The organism is Microbacterium pseudoresistens, assembly GCF_013409745.1.
Classification (GTDB): Bacteria; Actinomycetota; Actinomycetes; order Actinomycetales; family Microbacteriaceae; genus Microbacterium; species Microbacterium pseudoresistens.
This window is the reverse complement of sequence record NZ_JACCBH010000001.1, coordinates 1,575,390-1,599,155: the sequence shown is the minus strand read 5'-3', so window position 1 is coordinate 1,599,155 and position 23,766 is coordinate 1,575,390. Positions and strand designations below refer to the sequence as shown.

Annotated in this window: 26 protein-coding genes; 3 read left to right on the top strand and 23 right to left on the bottom strand. The window is 69.1% G+C overall.

Features of this window, described 5'->3' with window-relative positions:
* Window positions 1-4: 4 nt before the first annotated feature.
* The 4 genes from BKA02_RS07915 to BKA02_RS07900 form a co-directional block, all read right to left on the bottom strand.
* Window positions 5-652, bottom strand: coding sequence for a spermidine/putrescine ABC transporter substrate-binding protein (locus tag BKA02_RS07915; protein ID WP_179432892.1), 648 nt, complete (start codon window positions 650-652; stop codon window positions 5-7).
* A 46-nt stretch (window positions 653-698) separates the two neighbouring features.
* A complete protein-coding gene (locus BKA02_RS07910) occupies window positions 699-1,127 on the bottom strand; it encodes a hypothetical protein (RefSeq protein ID WP_179432890.1) in 429 nt (142 codons plus the stop codon).
* Between the two features lie 171 nt (window positions 1,128-1,298).
* Complete coding sequence (locus tag BKA02_RS07905) at window positions 1,299-2,243, bottom strand: ABC transporter (protein ID WP_179432888.1); 945 nt, start codon at window positions 2,241-2,243, stop codon at window positions 1,299-1,301.
* A gap of 115 nt (window positions 2,244-2,358) precedes the next feature.
* A complete protein-coding gene (locus BKA02_RS07900; RefSeq protein WP_179432887.1) occupies window positions 2,359-2,511 on the bottom strand; it encodes a hypothetical protein in 153 nt (50 codons plus the stop codon).
* Window positions 2,512-2,581: 70 nt separating this feature from the next.
* On the opposite strand from BKA02_RS07900, the gene BKA02_RS07895 reads away from it, so the two are divergent.
* Complete coding sequence (locus BKA02_RS07895) at window positions 2,582-3,070, top strand: YajQ family cyclic di-GMP-binding protein (protein WP_179432885.1); 489 nt, start codon at window positions 2,582-2,584, stop codon at window positions 3,068-3,070.
* Window positions 3,071-3,279: 209 nt separating this feature from the next.
* On the opposite strand, the gene BKA02_RS07890 is transcribed toward BKA02_RS07895, so the two are convergent.
* From BKA02_RS07890 to BKA02_RS07855, 8 genes are all read right to left on the bottom strand, one after another.
* The gene (locus BKA02_RS07890) at window positions 3,280-3,768 is read right to left on the bottom strand and encodes a hypothetical protein (RefSeq protein WP_179432883.1); all 489 of its coding nucleotides are present in this window, start codon (window positions 3,766-3,768) and stop codon (window positions 3,280-3,282) included.
* 49 nt (window positions 3,769-3,817) lie between these two features.
* Window positions 3,818-4,294 carry a hypothetical protein gene (locus BKA02_RS07885; protein WP_179432882.1) on the bottom strand — a complete coding sequence of 159 codons (477 nt, stop codon included), beginning with the start codon at window positions 4,292-4,294 and terminating at the stop codon, window positions 3,818-3,820.
* Window positions 4,291-4,899: a polymorphic toxin type 44 domain-containing protein gene (locus BKA02_RS07880; protein WP_179432880.1), complete on the bottom strand. Its 609-nt coding sequence runs from the start codon at window positions 4,897-4,899 to the stop codon at window positions 4,291-4,293. Before BKA02_RS07880 ends, BKA02_RS07885 begins: the two co-directional genes overlap by 4 nt.
* 240 nt (window positions 4,900-5,139) lie before the next feature.
* Window positions 5,140-5,424, bottom strand: coding sequence for a hypothetical protein (locus BKA02_RS07875; RefSeq protein WP_179432878.1), 285 nt, complete (start codon window positions 5,422-5,424; stop codon window positions 5,140-5,142).
* On the bottom strand, window positions 5,414-7,492 hold the full coding sequence (locus BKA02_RS14565; protein ID WP_179432876.1) for an RHS repeat-associated core domain-containing protein: 2,079 nt from the start codon (window positions 7,490-7,492) through the stop codon (window positions 5,414-5,416). Before BKA02_RS14565 ends, BKA02_RS07875 begins: the two co-directional genes overlap by 11 nt.
* A gap of 47 nt (window positions 7,493-7,539) precedes the next feature.
* A complete protein-coding gene (locus tag BKA02_RS07865) occupies window positions 7,540-9,726 on the bottom strand; it encodes a malate synthase G (protein ID WP_179432874.1) in 2,187 nt (728 codons plus the stop codon).
* Entirely contained in the window at window positions 9,723-10,190 is a 468-nt protein-coding gene (locus BKA02_RS07860) for a GlcG/HbpS family heme-binding protein (protein ID WP_179432872.1), read from the bottom strand. The genes BKA02_RS07865 and BKA02_RS07860 overlap by 4 nt, the downstream gene beginning before the upstream one ends.
* Window positions 10,187-11,587 carry an FAD-binding oxidoreductase gene (locus BKA02_RS07855; RefSeq protein ID WP_343045374.1) on the bottom strand — a complete coding sequence of 467 codons (1,401 nt, stop codon included), beginning with the start codon at window positions 11,585-11,587 and terminating at the stop codon, window positions 10,187-10,189. The genes BKA02_RS07860 and BKA02_RS07855 overlap by 4 nt, the downstream gene beginning before the upstream one ends.
* Window positions 11,588-11,761: 174 nt before the next feature.
* Here BKA02_RS07855 and BKA02_RS07850 point away from each other — a divergent pair, with 174 nt between their 5' ends.
* Window positions 11,762-12,430 carry a GntR family transcriptional regulator gene (locus BKA02_RS07850; protein ID WP_179432870.1) on the top strand — a complete coding sequence of 223 codons (669 nt, stop codon included), beginning with the start codon at window positions 11,762-11,764 and terminating at the stop codon, window positions 12,428-12,430.
* On the opposite strand, the gene BKA02_RS07845 is transcribed toward BKA02_RS07850, so the two are convergent.
* The 5 genes from BKA02_RS07845 to BKA02_RS07825 all read right to left on the bottom strand — a co-directional run bounded on the left by BKA02_RS07845 (window position 12,405) and on the right by BKA02_RS07825 (window position 16,932).
* A complete protein-coding gene (locus tag BKA02_RS07845) occupies window positions 12,405-13,433 on the bottom strand; it encodes an alpha/beta hydrolase (RefSeq protein WP_179432868.1) in 1,029 nt (342 codons plus the stop codon). The two genes, BKA02_RS07850 and BKA02_RS07845, sit on opposite strands and share 26 nt — an antisense overlap.
* 68 nt (window positions 13,434-13,501) lie before the next feature.
* A complete protein-coding gene (locus BKA02_RS07840) occupies window positions 13,502-14,743 on the bottom strand; it encodes a Dyp-type peroxidase (protein ID WP_179432866.1) in 1,242 nt (413 codons plus the stop codon).
* The gene (locus tag BKA02_RS07835) at window positions 14,740-15,318 is read right to left on the bottom strand and encodes a copper chaperone PCu(A)C (protein ID WP_179432864.1); all 579 of its coding nucleotides are present in this window, start codon (window positions 15,316-15,318) and stop codon (window positions 14,740-14,742) included. The genes BKA02_RS07840 and BKA02_RS07835 overlap by 4 nt, the downstream gene beginning before the upstream one ends.
* A gap of 151 nt (window positions 15,319-15,469) precedes the next feature.
* Entirely contained in the window at window positions 15,470-16,186 is a 717-nt protein-coding gene (locus BKA02_RS07830; RefSeq protein WP_179432862.1) for a copper resistance CopC family protein, read from the bottom strand.
* Window positions 16,187-16,323: 137 nt separating this feature from the next.
* Window positions 16,324-16,932: a hypothetical protein gene (locus BKA02_RS07825; RefSeq protein WP_179432860.1), complete on the bottom strand. Its 609-nt coding sequence runs from the start codon at window positions 16,930-16,932 to the stop codon at window positions 16,324-16,326.
* An 83-nt stretch (window positions 16,933-17,015) separates the two neighbouring features.
* Between BKA02_RS07825 and BKA02_RS07820 the strand changes: the two genes are divergently transcribed.
* Window positions 17,016-17,405: a type II and III secretion system protein family protein gene (locus BKA02_RS07820; protein WP_179432858.1), complete on the top strand. Its 390-nt coding sequence runs from the start codon at window positions 17,016-17,018 to the stop codon at window positions 17,403-17,405.
* Between the two features lie 27 nt (window positions 17,406-17,432).
* On the opposite strand, the gene BKA02_RS07815 is transcribed toward BKA02_RS07820, so the two are convergent.
* Genes BKA02_RS07815 through BKA02_RS14375 form a run of 6 tightly spaced genes read right to left on the bottom strand, consistent with a single transcriptional unit; the run spans window position 17,433 to window position 23,760 of the window.
* Window positions 17,433-18,806 carry an FAD-dependent oxidoreductase gene (locus BKA02_RS07815; protein WP_179432856.1) on the bottom strand — a complete coding sequence of 458 codons (1,374 nt, stop codon included), beginning with the start codon at window positions 18,804-18,806 and terminating at the stop codon, window positions 17,433-17,435.
* Between the two features lie 23 nt (window positions 18,807-18,829).
* Window positions 18,830-19,891, bottom strand: coding sequence for a polyprenyl synthetase family protein (locus tag BKA02_RS07810; protein ID WP_179432854.1), 1,062 nt, complete (start codon window positions 19,889-19,891; stop codon window positions 18,830-18,832).
* A gap of 49 nt (window positions 19,892-19,940) precedes the next feature.
* Window positions 19,941-20,669 (bottom strand): class I SAM-dependent methyltransferase, encoded by a 729-nt coding sequence (locus BKA02_RS07805; protein ID WP_179432852.1) that lies wholly within the window; start codon window positions 20,667-20,669, stop codon window positions 19,941-19,943.
* Between the two features lie 43 nt (window positions 20,670-20,712).
* Window positions 20,713-21,267, bottom strand: coding sequence for a DUF402 domain-containing protein (locus BKA02_RS07800; protein ID WP_179432850.1), 555 nt, complete (start codon window positions 21,265-21,267; stop codon window positions 20,713-20,715).
* A 32-nt stretch (window positions 21,268-21,299) separates the two neighbouring features.
* A complete protein-coding gene (locus tag BKA02_RS07795) occupies window positions 21,300-22,286 on the bottom strand; it encodes a hydroxymethylglutaryl-CoA lyase (protein WP_343045373.1) in 987 nt (328 codons plus the stop codon).
* Window positions 22,279-23,760 (bottom strand): aldehyde dehydrogenase family protein, encoded by a 1,482-nt coding sequence (locus BKA02_RS14375; protein WP_246285998.1) that lies wholly within the window; start codon window positions 23,758-23,760, stop codon window positions 22,279-22,281. The genes BKA02_RS07795 and BKA02_RS14375 overlap by 8 nt, the downstream gene beginning before the upstream one ends.
* Window positions 23,761-23,766: the final 6 nt, after the last annotated feature.

The window sequence follows — 23,766 nt, the reverse complement described above, 5'->3', positions numbered from 1 at the left end:
GAGCTCAGAGCCCGTCGGACTCGAAGGGCGAGTCGAGCGCTTCGGTGAGTTCGGCGAGCATCGCTTCGATCTGAGGTTCCACGTAGTGCGCGATCGCCTCCTGCACGCGCAGCCGATGACGCAGCAGCATCCCGCAGATCTCGCGACCGACCATGTTCGCGTATTCATCGGCCAAGCCGACCTCGCGCCGCAGCGCCGCCTTGGCGTCGTCGCTCAGCGGCGGCAGGGGTGGCAGTTCCGCGGCCTCTTCGTCGGCCAGCCCGGCGAGGGTGAACAGGAAGGGCGCGCCCGGCAACGGATCCGGGTCCAGTGGCATTCCCTCGAACTCGGGGGCGAGGTCTTCGGCCGGCCGGTATCCGCGCGACCGGTTGCGGGCGGCCTGCTGATCGAGCTCACTCTGCAGCATCGGCAGGTTGCGGGCGGTGTAGTCGGCGACGGCGTGATCCACGATCGTCTTGACGCGGGTGGACAGTCCGTGCTGCACACCGTGCGGCACGTTCGAGCCGATGCCCGCCGCCGACAGGATGGGCGAGCCCAGACAGCGCCGGCACGGCGCCACCCGGCCGCGGTGCGTCGCCGGCTGCCAGCGCGGCACCCAGCGTAACCAGGCCTCGACGGCCTGGTCGACCTGCGTCTCCAGTGAGCGCTGCACGATTCCAGCGTACGCCGCACCATGCTCACCCGCCGTCAGCGGCGGGTCAGGGCACGCCGTCGCCCTCCCACGGCCAGCGTGGCGTGCCCGACCGCGACCGGCGGGCGGCGATGCCCCCGAAGGCGGCCAGGAGTGCGGCGACCGTGATGAGCGCACTTGCCCCACCCAGCACGAACCGGCCGACGATGGCCGTCGCGGCGGCGGGCCCCGCCCCGGCGATCAACGCGCCGAGCCAGAGGGCGACGAGGTGCGCCAGTGCCGCACTGAAGGCGAGGAACACGCTCGAGACGAACCGCGGTCGCGGCGCGCGGAGCACGACGGCGAGCCCGATGCTGAACACGGCCAGTGCGACGATCATCGCCAGCGCGCCGGGGAGAGCACCGAGCCCGGGCTCGTCGATGAGATCCTGTGCCGTCGCAAGCGTCAGCGCGCCGAGCCCCAGAACGGCGAGGGCGAAGAAGACGACGGTCGCCATCGCCCAGGCCACGACGGGCGAAACCCCCGTCGATCCGCCCGAGGGGGCCGGATCGCGGGGGTTCTGCTCGTTGTCGTCCGTGTCGATTCCTGTTCGCTTGCCGTTCTTCTTTATATGCGGTGCGAATTTATATGCGATGCGAAAGCGAGGGCATCCGCGTCGCGTGCGGGATCACGCCGAGAGCTTCGGCCCCGCCTCGAGGAGCCGTTCGTACTCGCGCTGCGCTTCGGCGTTGCGCACCGTCTTGCGCGCGCCGCTGCGGGCCGCCCACGCGCCGAACCAGATGGTCAGCTCGCGGCCGAAGATGAACGCGGCGATCGCCAACGGTGCCAACAGATTGACGTTGACCAGCTCGCCCGCCTGCGCCGAGGAGATGTTCCAGAACGGAGCGGCGAACAGTTGACCGAGCAGGTGCCCGCCGTACGAGGCGACGCCGACGAGGATGCCGAAGACCACCCAGAATCCCCACCGGCCGCGGTTGATGATCGCACCCAGCAGCCAGAAGGCGATAAAGAAGACGGCGGTCGGCACCCAGAGCTGCCAGCTCGTGAGCGCTTCGAGCACGGAGTCGACGAAGGTGTCGCCCTCGACGTTGCCCGCAAGCGCGCCGATGCCCAGCGCCGTCCCGAGGTACAGCACGGCGAAGCAGAGGGCAGCGAGGATGCCGATGCCGGCCACTGTGCCGCGGTTGCCGCGGTCGCGGGGCGGCTCGGGCGCCTGCACGAAGATGGGGCCGGGAGCGGCGGCTCCGGTGACGGTCGGCTCGGCTGCCGGCTCCGGGGCGAAGATGCGCGTGTCGGCATCCGATGCGGGCGGAGGAGTGTACGCATCGGCGGCGATCGACTCGGACGCGGGCGCGGCGGCGGCCGACGATGTGCCGAACGTGCCGGGGAACGCGCTCTCCGCCTCGGCGAATGCCGCCGCATCCGGGTCTTCGACCTTCGGTGTCTCGACGTTCGTCGTCTCGATGACCTCCGACTCCTCGACGATGGAAGAGCCGTCGGATGCCGCATCCTTCGCGGCCCGATCGGCGTCGGCGAGCGCCTCATTGGCGCTGTCGACCACGCCGTCGACGTTCTTGTCGGACGGGGTCCGGGGTGCCTCGTGGTCACTCATGGGAGCTCCTCGCATCGGTGGTCTGCACGGTATGACGGGTGAAGAGTATCGCCGTGACGTCGGCTCTGCTTAGAGGCGTGCCGAAGATTTCGGCGAAGTTACGCGATCGCGATCATCATCCGATCAGCGAGCGCACCATCCCGGCGACGTAGTCGCCGATCACGGGGAGCATCGGGATCGCCAGATAGCCGAGAAGGGCGATCACCCCGGCGCAGAACACACCGGCGACCCATGTCAGGGCCGTCTTGCGACCGGCGATCCGTGCCATGCGGCCGAGAATACGCCCCCGGCTCGCCTGCTCTCGAGGCGACGCGCGGGCGCCCGGTTACACTGTGCGCATGGCAGACAGCTCTTTCGACATCGTCAGCAAGGTCGAGCATCAGGAGGCCGACAACGCCCTGAACCAGGCCCGCAAGGAGGTCGAGCAGCGCTATGACTTCCGCGGCACCGGCGCCTCGATCGCGTGGAGCGGCGAGCAGATCGTCATCACCGCGAACGCCGAGGAGCGCGCCAAGGCGGTGCTCGACGTGTTCCAGACGAAGCTCATCAAGCGCGGCATCTCGCTGAAGAGCCTGGAGTCGGGCGACCCGGTGGCCAGCGGCAAGGAGTACCGCATCGTCTCGACCATGAAGGACGGCATCTCGTCGGAGAACGCGAAGAAGATCGGCAAGATCATCCGCGACGAGGGGCCCAAGGGCGTCAAGAGCCAGATCCAGGGCGACGAGCTGCGCGTGCAGTCCAAGAGCCGCGACGACCTGCAAGCCGTGATCGCTCTGCTCAAGGGCGCCGACCTCGACATCGACCTCCAGTTCGTCAACTACCGCTGAGGCAGGTGGCGTGCCGGGGCGCGGCTTTCGCGCTCGTGCGCCCCAGATAGCCCTTTGCGCGCATTCGCAGGGCGTGTCGGGGCACCTCCCATCGAGGTGGGCAACCTCGGGCATCACCGCATACCGCGCCGGACCCGACGGCTCACCGCGCACGAACTGGTCGGCGTCCACGGCGCCGTCAAATACTGAAACCTGTCATACCGGAACGGTCAGTGGTCAGCGCCAGCGTTTGACGAGTAGTACAACATCGATCCGTCACAGAACAGTTCGCGCATGTCGTGCCAGTCGACACCAGCGAATTTGCAGGCATCCGGAACGAACACAGCGGAGCCATTATTCTGTTCAAGCTCCAGTGAATTATCTGCGGAGATCGACCAGGTGACACGCCCAGAATAGGAGTCCTTCTCACCGCCCGCGCACGAGAGGCCACCATTGATACGCACTTCATCTCCGAACAGAACTCGCGCGACTATTCCCGTGCCATCGCCATGGAGGTCAATCGTTGACTCTCCTCTGTTCTCATCACCCGGCTGAATCGACTGCTTCCAGCTCATTGGGAACTCGAACTGATCAGCAGGATGCCTGCTGCCAACAAAGATCTCGCGAATGAGCACGTACCCTACAACATAGATGACCACCCATATCAAAATACCGATACCAATCGCGGTAACGACAACACTTGCGGTTCTCACTCGCATGCAATATCTCCGGAGTGTTCGAGTACGAGGGCGTCCATCAGAGCGGCGGTCAGTTATTGAAGTTCACGTGGTTGCCGTCGCAGAAAAGCTCGATGATCCAAGTCCAATTAGCGCGTTGCATCGTCCCGCCGCCCTTCGGCGTGAATACTGCGGAATCATTGCCATGGTGGATGCGGAACGCACGATTCTCGTCGAACTCCCACGTCACAGTGCCCGTGTACGGGTCTCCCTCAGCGACGACGCATGGCCGCACACCGTGATCCTCATCAATCTCACCGAGATAGACCTTCTGCACGAACCCGCTTCCATCTTCGTTCAGTTTTATGTACGGATTCTCGGAGAGGAAATTCTCATCGGGCCCAACCACTTGGAACCATTTGTATGGGAAGGTCAACTGACTCTCTGGGGGATTATCCCATTCATCATGCAAAATTCGCTGATGGATCAGTAGCGCCCCGAACGCCAGTGCCACGAGCAGTATTGGCGCCAACGCAATCGACAGCCAAAACAGAGTTCGCCTCTTCATTTGCATTCTATTTCATAACAGTGCGCCAGAATTGTTTCATAGTACTGACGAAACGTGAATTTTGTCGAGTACTTCTCGAATAGTTCAAACCCAATCGCAATCGCAATCGCAATCGCAATATCATCGACTGGATCGTTGCCAATACCTGCCTCAGGAGTGCCCATGTTGCCAGCAAGCTGGGCAGTATCCAACTCTAGGTGATATCGAGCGGTCATTGCTCCGAAAATCACATTACCGAACACATCAGATCGAATCGACGCGCCATCGGACTGAGCAGGGTACATGTAGTCTCTGTTCCCGAGTCCCGACAGCGCCTTAATGGGCACTTTCGCATCCCACTTGCCTCCGGTCTTAAAGTTCATATTTAACGTGGTGCCAGCTTCATATATCCCCGATAGTACAACAGCTTGAAGAAGGTGCTCAATATCGAGTTCACCTCGTGCCTTATATTTTATTCCCGCTTCCACAGCGCCATCAAACGTCTTGTACCAACGATCCGAGACTCTACTAATTCTCCGATTATCTTCGGAGTTGATGTATTGACGATAAAGTGTGAAGCTCAGCAGTGCGACACGGCGCGAGTTCCAGTCCCCGAGCAGAGCCACAGCACTGATATCGCTGGAAGGCTCATTACCAGCAGCTGGAGGAGTTGGCCGCCAATGCCCGCCCGGCGCCGGGGGCTGGTACGCCGGAGCCGGCCGCGGCGCCGGGGTATACGGGTTCCCCCCACCGGGCGGGGGCTGGATGATCGGGCGCAGCCCATCAGCATCCGAATAGGACACCGGAGAATGCATCGCATAGCCATACGCGTTCGCATGCCGAGGCTCAGACCCCCATGCCGTAGGTCAGGTCACGATGTCATCATTTCCCACAGCAGATTCGAGCATCAGGAAGACGCCTAGGAACGGAGGCTCTGGGGCAACCAAACGCCAGCGCTGCCCAGACGGCGCCGCAAACCATCGCTCGTCAAACATCTCAGAGGGGCCGTAGCGGCGTTGAACGGGGATTTCTGTAAGCGCCTCCTCGTCGATTGCAGATTGGATCCAAAGCAAGAATCGCTGGTATTCGCTTGGGGATGCGAAGCTCTGGATCTCGTCCCATCCTTCGGGGTTCTGATAGTTAGAAGCCACCGCGGCCCACCACCCAAGACGGATCGACCCGAGGGACGAATACCTGATTGCCGCCACCAACAAGACCGCCTTGGGAAGCCGCCGCGCCCTCGTAGAAAGTGGTTCCTGCGGGTACTCGGACCTTCACCCAACTCACTGCTTGATTGCCCCATGCCGGATCGAGCGCACTGTCCACAATCGACTGGACTGGCCCTGACGGCTTCGTCCTAGTCCAGTAACTGCCGAGTTCCTTGTTGCCGCTGAAGACGCGATACAGAGTCGTCGGCTTGTCTGCAATGACTCCTGTGTAACTTCCACTCCTAAAGGTGTTCGCGACCGCCTCATCTAGCGGCCCTGGCTTTATCGGACCGTAACGAACGCTACTTGCAACGGCCGCGGTGCCGCTGAGTGCTTTGGAGATCAGGGTACCGGCAACTCCCCCCGCGGCTCCAGCGGCAGCGCCGAGAGCGGCCGTGGAGAGCAGCCCTTCTGCCGTCCTCTCGTCCGGATCGGTCGCCAGGTTGTAGGTAACGACCGCGCCGGCCGCGCCGGCGACACCGGCAATGACGACCGCGCAGACCCCCGCGGTGACGAGGACGCACGCACCACCTCCCACAGCCGCAAGCCCAATCCCCACACTGACGGCGATACCACTGGCGACTGCGCCGATGCCCCGCCAGGTGTCATCACTCCACGACATCGGGTTCCAGAACTGCTCCTGAGCAGGCCCCACTGACCCGGTATCGCCCGCGGGGTCATTGCCGGCCGACGGCGGTGACGGATTCCAATGCCCACCCGGGCTCGAAGGCGCCGGCCTCGGCGCCGGGGAATACGGGCTCCCCCCACCGGGCGGAGGCTGGATGATCGGGCGCAGCCCGTCAGCATCCGAATAGGACACCGGAGAATGCATCGCATAGCCATACGCATTCGCATGCCGAGGCTCCGACGTATCCAACAACGGATCAACACTGACGAACACCCCCAACACGCTGTCATACGCACGCGCACCCAGCTGCGTCAACCCGACCGCAGACTCCGGAGCATTCAAGAACCCCAACGGGCTCGGCCACGCCACCGCATCACCACGGCTGTTCCCGAACGGATCGGTCCACCGCCGCGTCACCACACCCGTGCTGACATCGATCTGCAACCCGACCGTGCCCACCGGATCCGGCATCAACCAATACACCCCGGGTTGCGCGCCACTCGTTCGCTGCGCGACCGTGACACCCGCGGCCTGATATGTTCGCACCGCCCATTTCGCCTGCAGCGTCCCCGTCGTCTCACGCACCAGCGTGTCACCCAGGAACAACGACGCCCCATCCGACCCGCCAAACCGCAGCAACAACTGCCCGTCCGCGGTATAGATGCTCTCCTCCGAGCCCGACCCGTCTTGCACAGACGAGATCCGCCCCGACATGTCGAAAGCGATCTCCTGCCCCGCCCGCGAGACCATTCCCCCAGCCGCGTCGTACTCGAACACCGACGACGTCGACACCGAACCCTCGGTCTGCGACACCGACACCGGTGCATGCGGACGCGGCGCCCCACCCGCGGGATAGGCATAGTCGGTGACATCCCAGGCATCCGCCGACCTCGTCCGACGCTGCTCACTCACCCGATTCCCCGTCACCGGATCCACCTCGTACATCACCGCGTACGGCGCCGGACCCGACAACGACCCCGACGGCTCACCCGCGCACGAACCAGCCGGCGTCCACGCCGCCGTCAAATGCTGAAACCCGTCATATCGGAAGCACTGCACGTCGGTCGCATGATTCGCGCCCGCCGAAGTGATCTGCGTGATGATCCCTGCCGGGTTGCGGTCGTACGTGCGCAACGCCTCCTGCGTGAACTGATTCCCGTTGCGACGCGTCGTCTCCTCCATCGTGTGGAGTTCGCGCGTACCCGAGTTGTAAGTGAACGTCATGGCCGACCACACCGTACCGGCACGGGTGATCTGTGAAACCTCACCCGTCGCCTGGTACTTGACACTGCTGGCGTACCCGTCCAACCCCATCAGACGGCAGCGGTTGAGCCATCCTCTCGTTCGGGAGGAGATCTCTGGATGCGGCGGAGCATCCGCCACGAGACATCCTCCCGAACCTGAGAACTCCTCCCGAACGCGCGGGCGGGCTATGCCTCGACGCGGGCGGCCAGCTCGGCCTTCTTCTCGCGGCGGAGGCGGTGCAGCAGCGGCTCTGTGTAGCCGCTGGGCTGCTCGGCGCCCTCTACGATCAGCAGTCGTGCAGCGTCGAACGCGAGACCGGGACCGTCGGGCCCGATGAGCGCCTCGTAGTTCGGGTCGCCCGCGTTCTGCTCGTCCACGACCGGCGCCAGGCGGCGCAGGCTGTCATCGATCGCCGCCTCATCGATCACCCCATGCGCGAGCCAGTTGGCCAGCAGCTGAGCCGAGATGCGCAACGTCGCGCGGTCTTCCATGAGCGCAACGCCGTGGATGTCTGGCACCTTCGAGCAGCCCACGCCCTGATCGATCCAGCGCACCACGTAGCCGAGAATCGACTGCACGTTGTTGTCGAGCTCGGTGCGCACCACCTCGTCCGAGAGCGGGTCGTCGGCGAGGGGGATCTCGAGGATCGCATCCACCGTCTGCGGGTCGCGCGTGGCGAGCTCCGCGCCCACCGCCGCACTGTCGACCTCGTGGTAGTGCAGGGCGTGCAACGTCGCCGCCGTGGGCGAGGGCACCCAGGCGGTGCTGGCTCCGGCACGCAGGTGCGCGGCCTTGGAGTCGAGCATCTCGCGCATCCGGTCGGGCATCGCCCACATGCCCTTGCCGATCTGGCCGCGGCCGCGCAGGCCCGCGGCCGTGCCGACGTCGACGTTGTTGCGCTCGTACGCGGCGAGCCACGGCTGCTCCTTCATGGCCCCCTTGGGAACCATGACGCCGGCGCGCATCGAGGTGTGCAGTTCGTCGCCCGTGCGGTCGAGGAAGCCGGTGTTGATGAAGGCGACGCGGTCGCGCGCGGCGTCGATGCAGGCGGCGAGGTTCACCGTGGTGCGGCGCTCCTCATCCATGATCCCGAGTTTGACGGTCGCGGGGGCGAGGCCCAGCAGCGCCTCCACACGGCTGAACAGCTCGGCCGCGAAGGCGACCTCGGCGGGTCCGTGCATCTTGGGCTTGACGACGTAGATCGACCCCGCGCGCGAGTTGCCTCCCGCGGTGTCGCCGGAGAGGTCGGCGAGCGAGCCGAGCATCGTCACGAGCGCGTCGAGGATGCCCTCGGGCACCTCGCGACCCTCGGCGTCGAGCACGGCATCCGTCGTCATGAGGTGACCGACGTTGCGCACGAGCAGCAGCGCGCGGCCGGGCAGCGTGAGCGTGCCCCCGTCGGGCGTCGTGTACGTGCGGTCGGGGTTCATGCGCCGCGTGAAACGCGACTCGCCCTTGCTCACCTCGGCGCTCAGCTCGCCGCGCATGAGCGCGCGCCAGTTGCGGTAGCCGAGCACCTTGTCCTCGGCGTCGACGGCGGCGACCGAGTCCTCGAGGTCCATGATCGTGGTGACGGCGGACTCGATGACGAGGTCGGAGACGCCCGCCGCATCCGTGGCGCCGATCGTGCTCTCGCGGTCGATGACGATCTCGACGTGCAGGCCGTGGTGCACGAGCAGCACGGCGTCGGGAGCGGCTGCGTCGCCCGTGTACCCGGCGAAGGCCGACGGGTCGGCGAGCCCGGTGGCGGGCTTGTCGCCGCGCGCCACGCGCAGCGCGCCGTCGACGACGGTGTACCCGGTCGACTCGGCGTGCGATCCCTCCTGCAACGGCGCGATGTCGTCGAGCAGCTCGCGGCCGTACGCGATCACCGCGGCGCCACGGGCCGGGTTGAAGCCCTTGCCTCGGGCCAGCTCACCGTCTTCCGAGATGGCGTCGGTGCCGTACAGCGCGTCGTAGAGCGAACCCCAGCGCGCGTTGGCGGCGTTGATCGCGAAGCGCGCGTTCAGCAGCGGCACCACCAGCTGCGGGCCGGCGATCGTGGCGATCTCGGGGTCGACACGATCGGTGGTGACCTGCACCGATGCCGGGGCGGGCAGCAGGTAGCCGATCTCTTCGAGGTGGCGGCGGTAGTCGGCCGCATCCGGGCGACCCGGGTGCGCCTCGTGGTACGCGTCGATGCTCTTCTGGATGCGGTCGCGCTCGGCCAGCAGCTCGCGGTTGACCGGGGCCAGGTCTCCGATGATCGCGGCCGCCCCCGCCCAGAACGTGTCGGCGTCGATGCCGGTGCCGGTCAGCGCCTCGTTCTCGACGAATGCGACGAGTTCGTCGGCCACCTGCAGACCGGCCCGCTCCGTGCGCTGCGTGCTCATCGTGCTACCTCCGTGTTCGCGCCGATCTCGCGCAGCAGCTCCGCGGCGATCTCGGCATCCTGATCGGGTCGTCCTCCGGCCACGCCGACGCCGCCCACGTGGACGCCGTCGAAGACGAGCGGGACTCCCCCCTTGATGCTAGTGAGCAATCCGCCCGTGCCGTGCTCGAGGGCGACCGCCAGCTCGGCGGGCAGGGCCGCGGTGGGCTTGCGCGTCGATGCCGACGTCTGCGCCTTGCGGCGGCTCGTCTCGGCGCTGTGCGGGGTGGCGCCGTCGGCGCGCCCGAAGGCGACCATGGCCATGGCGGGGTCGGCGACGGTGATCACGGCGCGCACTCCCGCCGCGTCGGCGATGCGGATGCCGGCCGCGACGATCTCGGCGGCCTTGGCGTACGAGACGGCCGGTGCGGACAGGTACGCGACCGACGAGATGTCGGTGGTCGTCGTGGATGCGGCTGTGGTCATCGGGCTGCTTCCGTCGAGGCGCCGAAGACGGCGCCGGGGTTGAGGATGTTCTGCGGATCGAGAGCGGCCTTGATCCGGAGGTTGAGGTCGTACTCGTCGGCGCCGAGGTACGACGAGAGCCAGGGCTGCTTGAGCCTTCCCACCCCGTGCTCGCCCGTGATCGTGCCGCCCAGCTCGATGGCGAGATCCATGACCTCGCCGTATGCGATGTCGGCGCGTTCCTTCTGCGCCGCGTCGTTCGGGTCGACGACGAGGAGGGGATGCGTGTTGCCGTCGCCCGCGTGCGCGACCACGGCGATCGGCACCTCCCGTGCCGCCGAGATGCGCTCGATGCCGGCGACGAGGTCGCCCAGCCGCGGCAGCGGGACGCCGACGTCTTCGAGCAGCAGGGTGCCCTTCTTCTCGACGGCGGGGATCGCGATGCGACGGGCCACGACGAACGCCTCGCTCTCGTCGGGGTCGTCGGTCGCGTAGCACTCGCTCGCGCCGTGCTCGGCGCAGATGCGCTCCACCTCGGCCACCTCTTCGCGTGCGGCCTCGGCGGGCTCGTCCGACTGGATGATGAGCATCGCCGCCGCCTCGCGGTCCAGCCCCATGCGCGTCTCGTCTTCGACCGCGTTGATCGTGGGGCGGTCCATGAACTCGAGCATCGACGGGCGCAGGCTCCGCGAGATGGCGAGCACGGCATCCGTGGCGCCCTGGAGCGTGGGGAAGGTCGCGACGACGGTCGCGGGCAGGCGCTGGGCCGGGATGAGCTTGAGCACGGCCTCGGTGATGATGCCCAGCGTGCCCTCGCTGCCGACGAACAGCTTGGCCAGCGAGAGTCCGGCGACGTCTTTCAGGCGCGGCCCGCCCAGGGTGACGGCGCGGCCGTCGGCGAGCACGACCGTCAGTCCCAGCACGTAGTCGGTGGTCACGCCGTACTTGACGCAGCACAGACCGCCGGCGTTGGTGGCGATGTTGCCGCCGATCGAGCAGAACTCGAACGACGACGGGTCGGGCGGGTACCAGAGGCCCTCGGCGGCCGCGGCCTGCTTGACCTCGGCGTTGAAGGCACCAGGCTGCACCACGGCCATGCGGGTGGCCGGGTCGATGCGGATCTCGCGCATCCGATCAAGGGAGAGCACGATCGCCCCCTGCACCGCGGAGCTGCCGCCGGACAGACCCGAGCCCGCGCCGCGGGGCACGATGGCCACGCCGTGCTGAGCGGCGATGCGCACGACGTCCTGCACCTGCCCGGTGGTCAGCGGCCGCACGACGACCAGGGGCACGCCCGCGTCGGGGTCGAGCGCGCGATCCCAGCGGTACGCATCCATCGACGCGGGATCGGTCACGACGGCGTCGGCCGGCAGGGCGGCGCCGATCGCCTCGATGACGGCCTGCGGATCTGCGGGCACGGGAGCCTCCGGATCGCCTCGGAAGGACGCACGCCGACACGCGGCACACGGTCGGGCATTCGTCGCCCGCGCGTCAACGGTAACCTCATGCCCGCCTTAGATGCAAGATAGATGCATCACGCATCCAAGGCGCGCGGATGCCGTACGCTGAACGCTTCGAGGGAAGGAGGCCGAATGACCGAGGCGATGTCGGCATCCGAACAGGTCTACCGGCACGTGCGCGAGCGCGTGCTCGACGGACAGCTGCCCGCCGGCGAGATGATCACCGAGGGGCAGTTCGTCGAGGCGCTCGGTGTGAGCCGCACCCCCGTGCGCGAAGCCTTCCTGCGATTGGAGGCCGAGGGCTGGCTGCGGCTGTACCCCAAGCGCGGGGCCCTCGTCGTGCCCGTGCAGCCGGAGGAGATGGAGCAGGTGCTCGAGGCGCGCCAGCTCATCGAGACCCACGCCGTGACGATGCTCTCGCACGAGCCCCGCGAAGCCGAGGCGTTCGGCCGCGAGCTGATCGCGGTGACCGAGCGCACGCGGGAGGCGATGGAGGCCGACGACGTGGAGACCTTCATCGAGCTCGACGCCGAGTTCCACCTCATGATCGTCGCCGCGGGCGGCAACGACGTGCTCGCCGACATCTATCGCGGCCTGCGCGACCGGCTGCGGCGCATGACGACCCGCTCGGTCTGGCGCGATCGCGCCAGGATGAGCGGAATCGTCACCGCGCATCGCGAGCTCGCAGAGGTGGTGGCGCGCGGTGACGCCGCGACGTTCTCGACCATGCTGCTGGAACACATGCACTCGACCCACGACCGCGCCCACGGGAGGCTCAGCGCACGACGGCCCATCCGGTGACCCACCGGCCGAGGCGGTCGTAGGCATCCTGCCTGGCTTCATGCCGGGAGAGGAATACGTCGTGCAGCGCGCCCTCGATGCGCTCGACGGTGACCGAGGCGCCGAGCTTGAGCGCCGCGCGGGCGATGTCGTCGACGACGAGCACCGTGTCGGCGCGCGTGAGCGCGTCGGACCACGAGGTGGGCACAGCCGTGCGCGTGGAGAGCAGCACGCACACCGGCATCCCGATATCGAGCCCCTTCGCCACGGCCGCGTGCCCGGCGAGCACGGCGTGCAGCCAGCCCGAGTGCACCGCCATGGTCTGAGCCGGTCGCCATTCGGGATTCGGCGTCTCGTCATCGGGTTCGGCCACCTCGCGCTGAGCACGGCTGTAGAAGCCCAGATCGACCTGCGGTGCGCGCTCGAGCGGACGGTAGCGCGCGTGCAGGCCCACGAGCGGCAGCACCGCCTCGCGCGTGAAGCGGGAGAGCTGGAACTCGAGCCACGGACTGTTCAGCACCAGTGCATCCGCCTCACCGGGATGCCGTGACGCCCACAGGCTGAGCACCAGCCCGCCCGTGGAGTGGCCGAGCAGCAGCAGGCGCCGCCCCGGGCGGGCCGTGCCGCCGTCGGCATCCGGATCGGGCTGCGGCACTCCCTCGCGGATGACGGCGAGCGCGGCGGCGATGTCGGCGTCGTACTCGGCGAGGTCGGAGACGTAGCCGGGGGTCTGCCCCGGTCGCAGGCTGCGACCGTACTTGCGCAGATCGAGCGCGAAGAACCGGGCGCCGCGCGCCGTGAAGAACCTCGCCAGCGGCTTCTGGAAGAAGTAGTCGGACCAACCGTGCACGTAGAGCACGTCGACGTCGGTGAGCTCGCGTCGATCCCCCGCGATCCGCTGCCACCACGTGCGCCGGGGCAGGGCGCGCACGAGGGTGGCGACGAGCGGCCCCTCGTCATCGGCGCCGAGCGGGAGCGTGCGCTGCGTGAACTCCTCGCCGAGGACGTCGGGGACCCACTCCATGGCGTCAGCGTAGCCCGCCGCCGCGGAGAGAGCCCCCGGATCGTCTCGCCTCGAATCCGCGCGAGGCCTCACGCGAGGAGGGTCTCGCCGATCCAGCCGCCAGGAGCGCATCCCGGCGGCACCGCGAACACGGCAGACCCGATGGGGGTCGTCCACGTGTTCAGCAGATCGAGCTCATCGAGCCGCTGCTGGATCGGCACGAACTGCGCGTGCACATCCGCCTGGAACGACACGAACACGAGCGCGGACTCCGAGATCTCCTCTCCCGACGGATCCGCGTCATCGTTGTACGCGCGGCGGAAGATGCGCTCAGCGGCACCCTCACCGCCGCCCTCGCCGCGCGCCCGGCGCAGGTGCGCGAAGGCCGGGATCACCGGAAAGCCGAGCGGGGTGGTCGCGGCGAGATCGGGCTCGTCGTGCTCTCCTCCCCCGGTGAGCGGCGCCCCGTCGGCGAGGGTGCGCCCGACCGACTGCTCCCGGCCGGCACGATCGATGCGGTCCCAGCCGTCGAGGTCGAGGCGGATGCGCCGCACGACGACGCTCGTACCGCCCGCGAGCCAGCCGTCGTCGATCCACACCGTACGCGCGAACTCGGCACTGCCCGGCCGCGGGTTGGACGTGCCGTCGACCTGGCCGAAGAGGTTGCGCATCGTCGTACCAGGCGCTTGCGTGCCGTGCGCCCGGCGGAACCCGCGCTGGCGCCAGCGCACGGTGGCGAACGAGCGCGCATCCTTCAGCAGCATGCGCGCCGCGTGCGCGGCCGTGAGCGGGTCGTCGGAGCAGATCTGCAGCAGCAGGTCGCCGTCGCCGTACTCCGGCCGCAGCCGATCGATGCCGAACGCCGGCAGCGGGCCCAGCCAGGCCGGCATCTCCCCGCCCGCACGGGCGACGAAGCCGGGGCCGAAGCCGAACGTGACGGTGAGGTTCGCCGGGGCCGGGGCGAGCTCCGGCTCGGTGTCGGCCAGGGCCGGGCGGCCCGCCGAGAGACGGGCCGCGTCGTCGCTGAGCGTGCGCATCAGCCGGCCCAGCGCCTCCCGGTCCACACCGTCGCGCAGATCGAGCGCGAGGAACAGCGCGTGGGCGGGCGCATCCGTGGCGATGCCCGCCTGATGCGCACCGTGGAAGGCGACCGTGCTCGCGCCGTGCAGCGCGGGCGGCGCGGATGCTGTCGGATCGGGAGAGGTGGCGGGAGCGGTCGCGGCGAGCGTCGCACCCGCCGCGGCACCCCCGACGGCGCCGACGCCGGCGGCGGCCCCTCCGAGGAGGAACTGCCGCCGGGTCGCACGCCCCTTGTCCGGGGCGCCGCTCATCGTGCCGAGCCGTGACCGGCGTGCTCGTCGCCGTCGCTGTACTTCTCGTTCGCGCCCGCGTAGTCCTTGACCGGGAGCGTCACCGACGTCGTCGATCCGTCGGAGAACTCCAGTGTGAGCTCGACCTCGTCACCGGCGCGCAACGGGGCGGCCAGCTCCATGAACATGATGTGGTCGCCGCCGGGTTCGAGCACGTGCCTGCCGCCGGCGGGGATTGCGAATCCGCCGTCCTTCTCCTGCATCTGCATCTGACCGGCGCCGTCGTCGACGGTCTCGTGCAGCTGGATCATCGACGACGCCGTCGTGCGCACCGCCGTGAGGGTCGCATCGGCGGCGCCGTCGTTGCGCAGCTCACCGAAGGCGGCCGACATGCCGCTGTCGGCCGCCTTGATCCATCCGTCGACGACGGTGACCGAGGAGGCGGCGGTCGACGCCGAGGCGGATGCCGAGGGCGAGGTGCCGGCCGAGGCCGCGGGGGCGCATCCGCTGAGAGCGAGACCCGCCGCGAGCGCCAGCGCACCGGCGCCGGCGGCGGAGCGGAGCGAGAAGGAACGGAAGGGGGAAGAAGTTGTCATGAGGGTGTCTTTCGGGGTCGTTGAGAACCGCCGCGTCGCAGGACGGACGGATGCCCGGAACGGGCAGGGGCGAGGCCGGATCGGCCCGAACGGGCGGATCCGGTGCCCCGGGGGGGATCAGACGGCTGCGTACAGCCGGGCGATCAGCCGGTTACGACCGGGGCGCGTCATCGGACGACGTGCCGGTCGATCCGGTCGCCGACCGGCGGCGCAGGGCGGCCATGACGATCGCGATGACGATGCCGAGCACGACCAGTCCGCCGATGACGATCGCCACGATGGCGGCCACGGGCAGGCCCTGTCCGTTCTCGTCCGGCGTCGCGGTCGGGGCCGCGGAGTCACCCGGCCCCGCCGTGGCGGTGGGCGACGGCGGGGTCGTCGGCTCGGCGCTGTTCGTCGGCTCCGGCGAGGCGGCGCCGTCGATCGTGAACGGGATGACGCCCGAGATCGGGTGCCCGTCTTCGGAGGTCACCGCCCAGCGCACTTCGTACGCACCGGCCTTCAGCCCCTCCGCCACCGGGGTGGTGACGGTGCCGCTGAGCACCTCCGGAGCGCCGGAGACGTGATCGGTGCCGTCGGCGTCCAGCAGCACGACGGTGGCCGTGCCCTCGAGCACGTCGCCCGAGAAGCCGAGCACGATCTCGGTCGGCGCCGTCTCGAGCACCGCATCCACCTCGGGGGTGCTGGAGATGAGCTCGTCGTGTGCGGATGCCGGCAACGCCGTGCCCAGCACGGCGGCCGCGGCGATCACGATGCCGGTGACCACGGCGCGCAGGCGCTGCGGTGCGCGGCGGGTGCGCGCGGTTCTTTCCTGTTCGGTCGGACACACCTGTTCGGTTGGTCTTGTCAGTTGGGTCGAATTCGTCATGGGTGTTCTCCCTGCGGGCGATGCCCGCAAACAGCGCCTTCGAAGGGCGCGAGTGCGATCGGTGCCGAGGCGCGGGAGGCGCATCGGTGAACGCCGCGATCGGAGGACGCGGCGAGCGCGGCAGAAGCCGCGGCGGATCACACCAGGGCGGGAGGGCCGCGCCGGACGACCGCCGACAGAGGCACCGCCGGGAGCACGACGCGCGACGGCCGCGGGGTCGTGGCCACGCGACGCGGACGGATGACGACGGGCGCGAGCACGACGGCGACCAGGCGCGAAAGCCAGGCGGTGACGGAGCGCGCGGTGTACGAGAGCAGCACGAGCATCCGCTCACCGCGGTACAGGGCCACGACGGTAAGGATCGCGGCGATCGCGTGCGCCGCCCACATCAGCGGCTCGCCCCGCAGCGCGACGTCGAGAGCGGTGCCGCCCGAACCCGAGGCGGCCAGGGCGACGGCCCCGTGATGCGAATGGCCGACCAGGGCGGTCGAGGATCCGGAGCCGAGCACGAACAGCACGTGAAAGAGCGCCTGGCTCACAACGACGGCGGCACTCAGCCGCACGGCCGACAGCCGGCGTCCGGCGATCACGAGACACACGAGCACGGAGAACAGCCACGGGGCCACGACACCGAGCCATCCCGGCATCGCCCCGCCGGCGGCCACGTGCGACAGCAGCGACACGAAGGTCGCCAGCGTCGCCGCCGCGCCGCCGCGTGCGGCACGAACCGCCCGGGGTGTGCGCATGGATTCCATGCTAGCCCGCGCGCCCGAACGCCCCTACGCTGGAGGCGTCCGCGTATCCCGGATCCCGCATCCCCGGAGGCATCATGAACCGCTTCTTCCGTTCGCGCCGCGCCGCGCTCCTGACCTCGGCGGTGCTGGTTCTCGGCGCCGCTGCGGGCCTCACCGGGTGCACGCAGGCCGGGCAAACCCTGCCGCCCGTGATCGTCGACCTCGGCGAGATCGACGGCACGACCGTCGAGGTGCCGGTCGGCAACGTCATCGACCTCACCGGTGACGATGAGCACTTCACGGCCTGGTCGGCCGACATCGCCGATCCGTCGATCGTGTCGTTCACCCCGGGCAAGGACGACGGTTCCGCCCAGTTCAACCCGGGCCTGGATGCGCTCAAGGAGGGCACGACCGAGGTCACGCTCGACAACGCCGACAGCGGCGACAGCGTGAGCTTCACCGTCGAGGTGACGCCCAAGTCCTGACGGGCGCGCAGTCTCGGGCGCGGGCGGTCACTCCCCGCGGGAGATGCGCACCATCTCGTCACGGGGGACGACCTTGATGCGCTCGCGCTCCTCGGCGCCGCCCAGGGCGATCTCGTGCGCGTCGAGGCGGTGCCAGCCGTCGAGATCCGTCCACTGCACGCCGCGTTCGGCGAGCAGTGCCGGGATGGCCGCCTCCTCGGGCTGCTCAGGCTGCCACCACGAGCCCTGATCGTTGATGAGGTGGCGCACCGTCTCCATCGCATCCGACTTGGTGTGCCCGATCAGGCCCACCGGGCCGCGCTTGATCCAGCCGGTCGCGTAGATACCGGGCACGCGCTGGTTGGAGTCCTTGGCGAGCACCTGGCCCTCGCGGTTCGGGATGACGCCGTGCTTCTTGTCGAAGGGAACCCCGGGCAGCGGCGAACCGAAATAGCCGATCGCGCGGTACAGCGCCTGCACCGGCACCTCGCGCATCTCGCCCGTGCCCACGGCGCCCCCCTGCCCGTCGGGCTTGGTGCGCTCGTACACGAGGGCGCTCACGCGGCCATCGGCGTCTTTCCTGACCTCGACGGGACGCGCCCAGAAGTGCAGGTGCAGACGGCGGGATGCGGTGCCGCCGGCGTTGTTGACCGAGTCCCGCTTGCGCCACGACTGCAGCACGCGGTCGATGACCATGACCTGCTTGTTGCTCGCGATGGCCTGGATGGACGCCTCGTCGTAGTCGAAGTCCTCGTCGTAGACGACCATGTCCACGTCGCGCAGCTCGCCGAGCTCGCGCAGCTCGAGCGGGGTGAACTTCACCTGCGCGGGGCCGCGGCGGCCGAACACGTGCACATCCGTGACGGCGCTGGCCTCCAGGCCCGCGTGCACGTTGGCGGGCACCTCGGTGACGAGGAGGTCTTCGGCGTGCTTGGCGAGCATCCGCGACACGTCGAGGGCCACGTTGCCGTTGCCGAGGACGGCGACCGAGGCGGCGTCCAGCGGCCACTCGCGCGGCACATCCGGATGCCCGTCGAACCAGCTGACGAAATCGGCCGCGCCGTGCGAGGCCGCCGCGTCGATGCCGGGGATGTCGAGGCTCGTGTCGCGCACCGCGCCGGTGGCGAAGATCACGGCGTTGTAGTGGCGCTTCAGGTCGTCGATCGTGATGTCCTCGCCGAAGCGCACATTGCCGAACAGGCGGATGTCGCCGCGGTCGAGCACGTCGCGCAGGGCGTTGATGATGCCCTTGATGCGCGGATGGTCGGGGGCGACGCCGTAGCGCACCAGTCCGTACGGCGCGGGAAGCTGCTCGAACAGGTCGATGGAGACGTCGAAGCGCCGCTCCGCCTTGAGCAGGAGGTCGGCGGCGTAGATGCCGGCGGGGCCGGCTCCGACGATGGCAAGCCTGAGCTTGGTCATTTCTTCCTTCCGTCAGCGGCTGGTCAGCTGCTGCGATCGGCCAGCGTGCGCGCGAACCGCTCCAGCGCATCGCGCACGGGGCCCTTCGAGAGCGGGGCGAGGGCGGCGAGCGCGTCGTCGGTCCATTCCCTGGCCAGGTCCATGGTCTTCGCGGTGACCGCGTGGTCGCGCAGCCGACGCAGCGGCTCGTCGAGGATCGCCGGATCCTCGCCCTCGGCGATCCTGGCGACTCCGTCGTCGATCTGCGCCGACAGAGAGACGGATGCGGCATCCGTCTCTCGGGCCAGCAGCAGCGACGGCATGGTCGGCACGCCCGCGCGCAGGTCGGTGCCCGGCACCTTGCCGGTGTCGTCGGCGTCGGCCGAGAGGTCGATCACGTCGTCGAGCAGCTGGAAGGCGACGCCTACCTTCTCGCCGTAGCGGCGCAGCGGCTCCACGTATTCCTCGGGCGCGTGCGAGAAGATCGCCCCGCCCTGGGTGGCGGCGGCGATGAGCGAGCCGGTCTTGTCGGCGAGCACCTGGAGATAGAACTCGATCGGGTCCTCGCCCTCCTGCGGTCCGACGGTCTCGTGCAGCTGCCCGAGCACGAGACGCTCGAACGTGTCGGACTGCAACCGGATGGCCCGGTCGCCGTGGCGCGACATGAGCTGGCTGGCCCGGGAGAAGAGGATGTCGCCGGTGAGGATGGCGACGTTGTTGCCCCACACCGCGTGCGCGGCGGGAACCCCGCGGCGGCGGTCGGCGCCGTCCATGACGTCGTCGTGGTACAGCGAGCCGAGATGCGTGATCTCCAGGGCCTTGGCGATGTCGATGACGGCGGGGATGTTGCCCTCGCCCAGCTGTGCCGTGAGCAGTGCCAGGACAGGACGCACGCGCTTGCCGCCGGCCTCGTACAGGTAGCGGCTCGTGGTGTCGGCGAGGCTGTCGGCGACGTGCAGATCCTCGGCGAGACCGGACTCGACGAGGTCGAGGCCCGCCTCGACCTCGGCGGCCAGTCGGCGAGCGGCAGGACCGACGAAGACGCGGTCGCTGAAACCGAGTCGGCTCGCCAGTCGCGAACCCGACGCGAGAGGGCTCGAAGTCACCCGACCAGCCTACCTGCCGTGCCGCGCTCCCCCGCGCGAGAGCGCATCGTCAGCTCGGCGAACCGGGTTTGCGGGCCCGGTGCAGCGCGACGATCCCGAATGACAGGTTGCGGTGGGCGACATCCGTCCAGCCCGCCTCGCGGATCCACGCCGACAGGGTCGCCTGATCGGGCCATGCCGCGATCGACTCGTTGAGATAGTCGTAGGCCTCGCCGTTCGTGCCGGCCAGACGCGCGACGCGCGGCAGCACCCGGGCGTTGTAGAAGCGGTAGAACCCGCGGAACAGCGGGCTCGGCGGCGTGGAGAACTCGTTGATCACCAGGCGCCCACCGGGCTTGGTCACCCGGAACAGCTCGCGCAGCGCCTTCTTCGGATCGTTCACGTTGCGCAGGCTGTACGACATCGTGACCGCGTCGAACTCGTCGTCGCCGAATGGAAGATCGGTCGCATCCGCCTGCACGAAGGAGAGGTTGCGCAGGTGCCCGTGCCGGCGCTCACCCTCGGCCAGCATGCCGGGCGAGAAGTCCGCGGCGACGACATCGGCCCCGCTCGCGGCGAGCGACGCAGACGACGACGCCGTGCCCGCCCCCAGATCGAGGATGCGCTCGCCGCGCTTTGGCGCGACGGCGCGGGTGGTGGCGGCCCGCCACAGGGCGTCGTTGCCTGCCGTCATCACGACGTTCGTGCGGTCATACCCCTTGGCGACCTGATCGAACATGCCGCTCACGCGCGCGGGATCCTTGCCGAGATCGGCGCGGTTGGGCTCGTCCGGGGTCATCCCTCGAGTCTATGCGCGGCGGTCCGCGCTCAGCGGTCCACGCTCATCGATCCAGGCGCAGCGCGACGAGACGGTCGAGCCAGGCGTCGGCGGTCGCGTCGTCGAAGGGCGCCTCCTGCGCGCGCACGCGATCCTCGAGGTCGACGGCGAGAGCCTCCAAGCGCGTCACGACATCGGCGGGGTAGCCGTACCGCACGCGATGCTCGTCCCACTCGTCGCGGTCATCGACCCACGTGCCCCGCTCTCCGATCACGCGCACGACATCGAGGTCCATGTCGATGCCGGTGGCCAGCAGCGGATCGTCACTCCAGCGCACGTCCCACCCGAGATCGATGTACACGCGCATCCCGTGCGGGTGATCGCGGTTGACCGTGAGCGCGTGGTCGCCGGGTGCCGCCGGCACGAGCGTGACGTTGGGCCCGGGCGCCAGGAACTCCCGCCCCGGGCGCTCGCTGCGCCATCCGACCGGCTGCCCGACCCAGTCGCCCCACACATCTGCCCCGAGGTACACGCACTCGTGACGCCAGTGCGCCGCACCGTCCCACTTGCGCCACTGGAAGATCATCGGGGTGCCCGCTTCGGGGCGCGCGCTGCTCACGGGGTCAGCCTAGAACCCGGGCCGCGCGGGAACTATGCCGGTCGGGGCGCTTCGAGAGCCGCAGCGACCCGTGATACCGAGGCCCTCCCGAGGATCGTGGAGACACGTGACCCCGCTCGATGCACCGCACGCAGGTCGACATCGGTCTCGATGCCGAGCCCCGTCAGCATCCACAGGAGGTCCTCGGTCGCGAGGTTGCCCGTCGCCGAGCCCGCATACGGGCACCCGCCGAGCCCTCCGGCTGACGAATCGAACGTCGTGACCCCCGCACGCAGTCCCTCCAGAACGTTCGCTAGCGCCTGTCCGTATGTGTCGTGCAAGTGCAGCGCGATCGCGCTCGATGGCACTCCGGTCGCGTCAAGCCTCTCGACGGCACGGGCGACGTGCCCGGGGGTCGCCACTCCGATCGTGTCTCCCAAAGAGATCTCGTCGCATCCCGCAGAGAGAAGCTCCGCCGAGATCGCCGCGACGTTCGACAGCGACACCGCCCCCTCCCAGGGATCGCCGAACACCATCGACACGTACCCGCGGACGGTCATGCCCGCCGCACGCGCGTACGCGACGGCGTCGAGGGCGGCATCCATCGCCTCCCGGAGGCTGCGGTTCAGATTGCGTTGCGCGAAGGTTTCGGTCGCACTGACGAAGACGGCAACGGCTCGCGACCCCGCAGCCAGGGCTCGCTCCACGCCGCGCTGATTGGGAACGAGAACCGGAAGGTGCTCGGCATCCGATTCCAGTTCCGCCATGATCTCCGCCGCATCGTCGAGCTGAGGAATCCACCCGGGGGCGACGAAACTGGTCGCCTCCACGGTCTCGAGTCCGGCGGAGCGCAGCGCGCGGATGAAGCGCACCTTCTCTGCCGTGGGGACGACGCGGCTCTCCGCCTGGAGTCCGTCGCGGGGGCCGACCTCGTAGACGCGGACCCGGGTCGGCAGCGCCGGATCGGGATGCACCGCGGGCAGGCCCCGATCCAGCGCTGTGAGACCGGGCACGGACCCGTCGACCGTCTGCTCAGCCACGGATGTCGACGAACAGCGTCCGCGCCTGGCTGTATTCGCGGAGCGCGGCCACGCCCTTCTCCCGGCCGTAGCCGCTGTCCCGCGTGCCGCCGAAGGGCAGCTCAACGCCACCGCCCGGTGCATAGCCGTTGATGTAGGCCTGCCCGACATCCAGCGAGCGCGCCATCGCCAGCGCACGATCGACGTCCTGACACCAGACGGCTCCGGTGAGGCCGTAGCGGGAGTTGTGCGCGGCCTCACGCGCCTCCTCGTCGGAGGAGACGGCCGTCACGGCCAGAACCGGGCCGAACACCTCCTCGGCGAACAGTTCGCTGGACTGCGAGACGGCGTCGAAGAGCACCGGCGGCACGAAGAAGCCGCCCGCATGTCCGCCCGGTTCGGCTTGCGCCACGATCGCCGCGCCGTCGGCCTGCGCCCGATCGATAAACCCGCGCACGCGCTCCGCCTGCCGCTCGGAGACCACGGGGCCCACGGTGGGCTCCGTCAGCCCGGGGCCGAGCGTCGCCCCGGCGAAATGCGGGGCGAGAGCGTCCAGGAGCTCTGCGCGCAGCGACTCGTGGACGATGACGCGCGTGCCCGCCGTGCAGGTCTGTCCGGCGTGCAGCAGCAGCGCCCGCGCGATCACGGGCGCCGCGCGGGAGATGTCGGCACCCTCGAGCACCAGGTGGGCGGACTTCCCGCCGAGCTCCAGCAGCGTCGGCCTCCCCCGGCCCGCGACCGTGCCGGCAACGAGGCGACCCGTCGCGACGGAGCCCGTGAAGGAGACGTGATCGACGCGGTCGTCGGTGATGAGCGCCGTGCCGGTTTCCGCCCCGCCGGGGATGACGTTGAACACTCCGGCGGGAAACCCCGCCTCCCGTGCGAGGCGGGCGTAGCAGAGGGTGACCAGAGGTGCCTCGTCGGCGGGTTTCACCACGGCCGCGTTGCCCATGGCGAGCGCCGCGCCCACCGACCGCGCCGCGATCTGCGCCGGATAGTTCCATGGCACGATGTGGCCCGTGACGCCGTGGGGCACGTTCTCCACCACGGCCAACGACGCGGATCCCAGCGGGATACTGTCACCGAGCAGCCCCTCCACGATGGATCCGTAGTACTCGAAATAACGCGCCGCTGCGGCGATGTCCGCGCGCCCCTGAGCCAGCGGCTTGCCGGTGTCGCGCACCTCGAGCCGTGCCAGCGTCTCGGCCTCCCGACGCACGAGCGCACCGAGGCGGCGCAGGAGCTCTCCACGCTGCGCGGGTGCGGCTGCCGCCCAGGCCGGTGCCGCTGCTTCGGCCGCGCCGACCGCGTCGGAGACTTCGGCGGGGGTCGCCGTGGCCACCTCGGCCAGCAGCTCGCCCGTCGCCGGGTCCAGGTTCGCGAACCATCGCTCGGGCTCGCGCGTCCCCGCGCCCATGTCGAGGAGGAACCGCTCGGGGAGCGTGGTCTCGTGATCCTCCAGGGCCGATCGCAGACCCTCGAACGTCGTCGTCATCTCGTG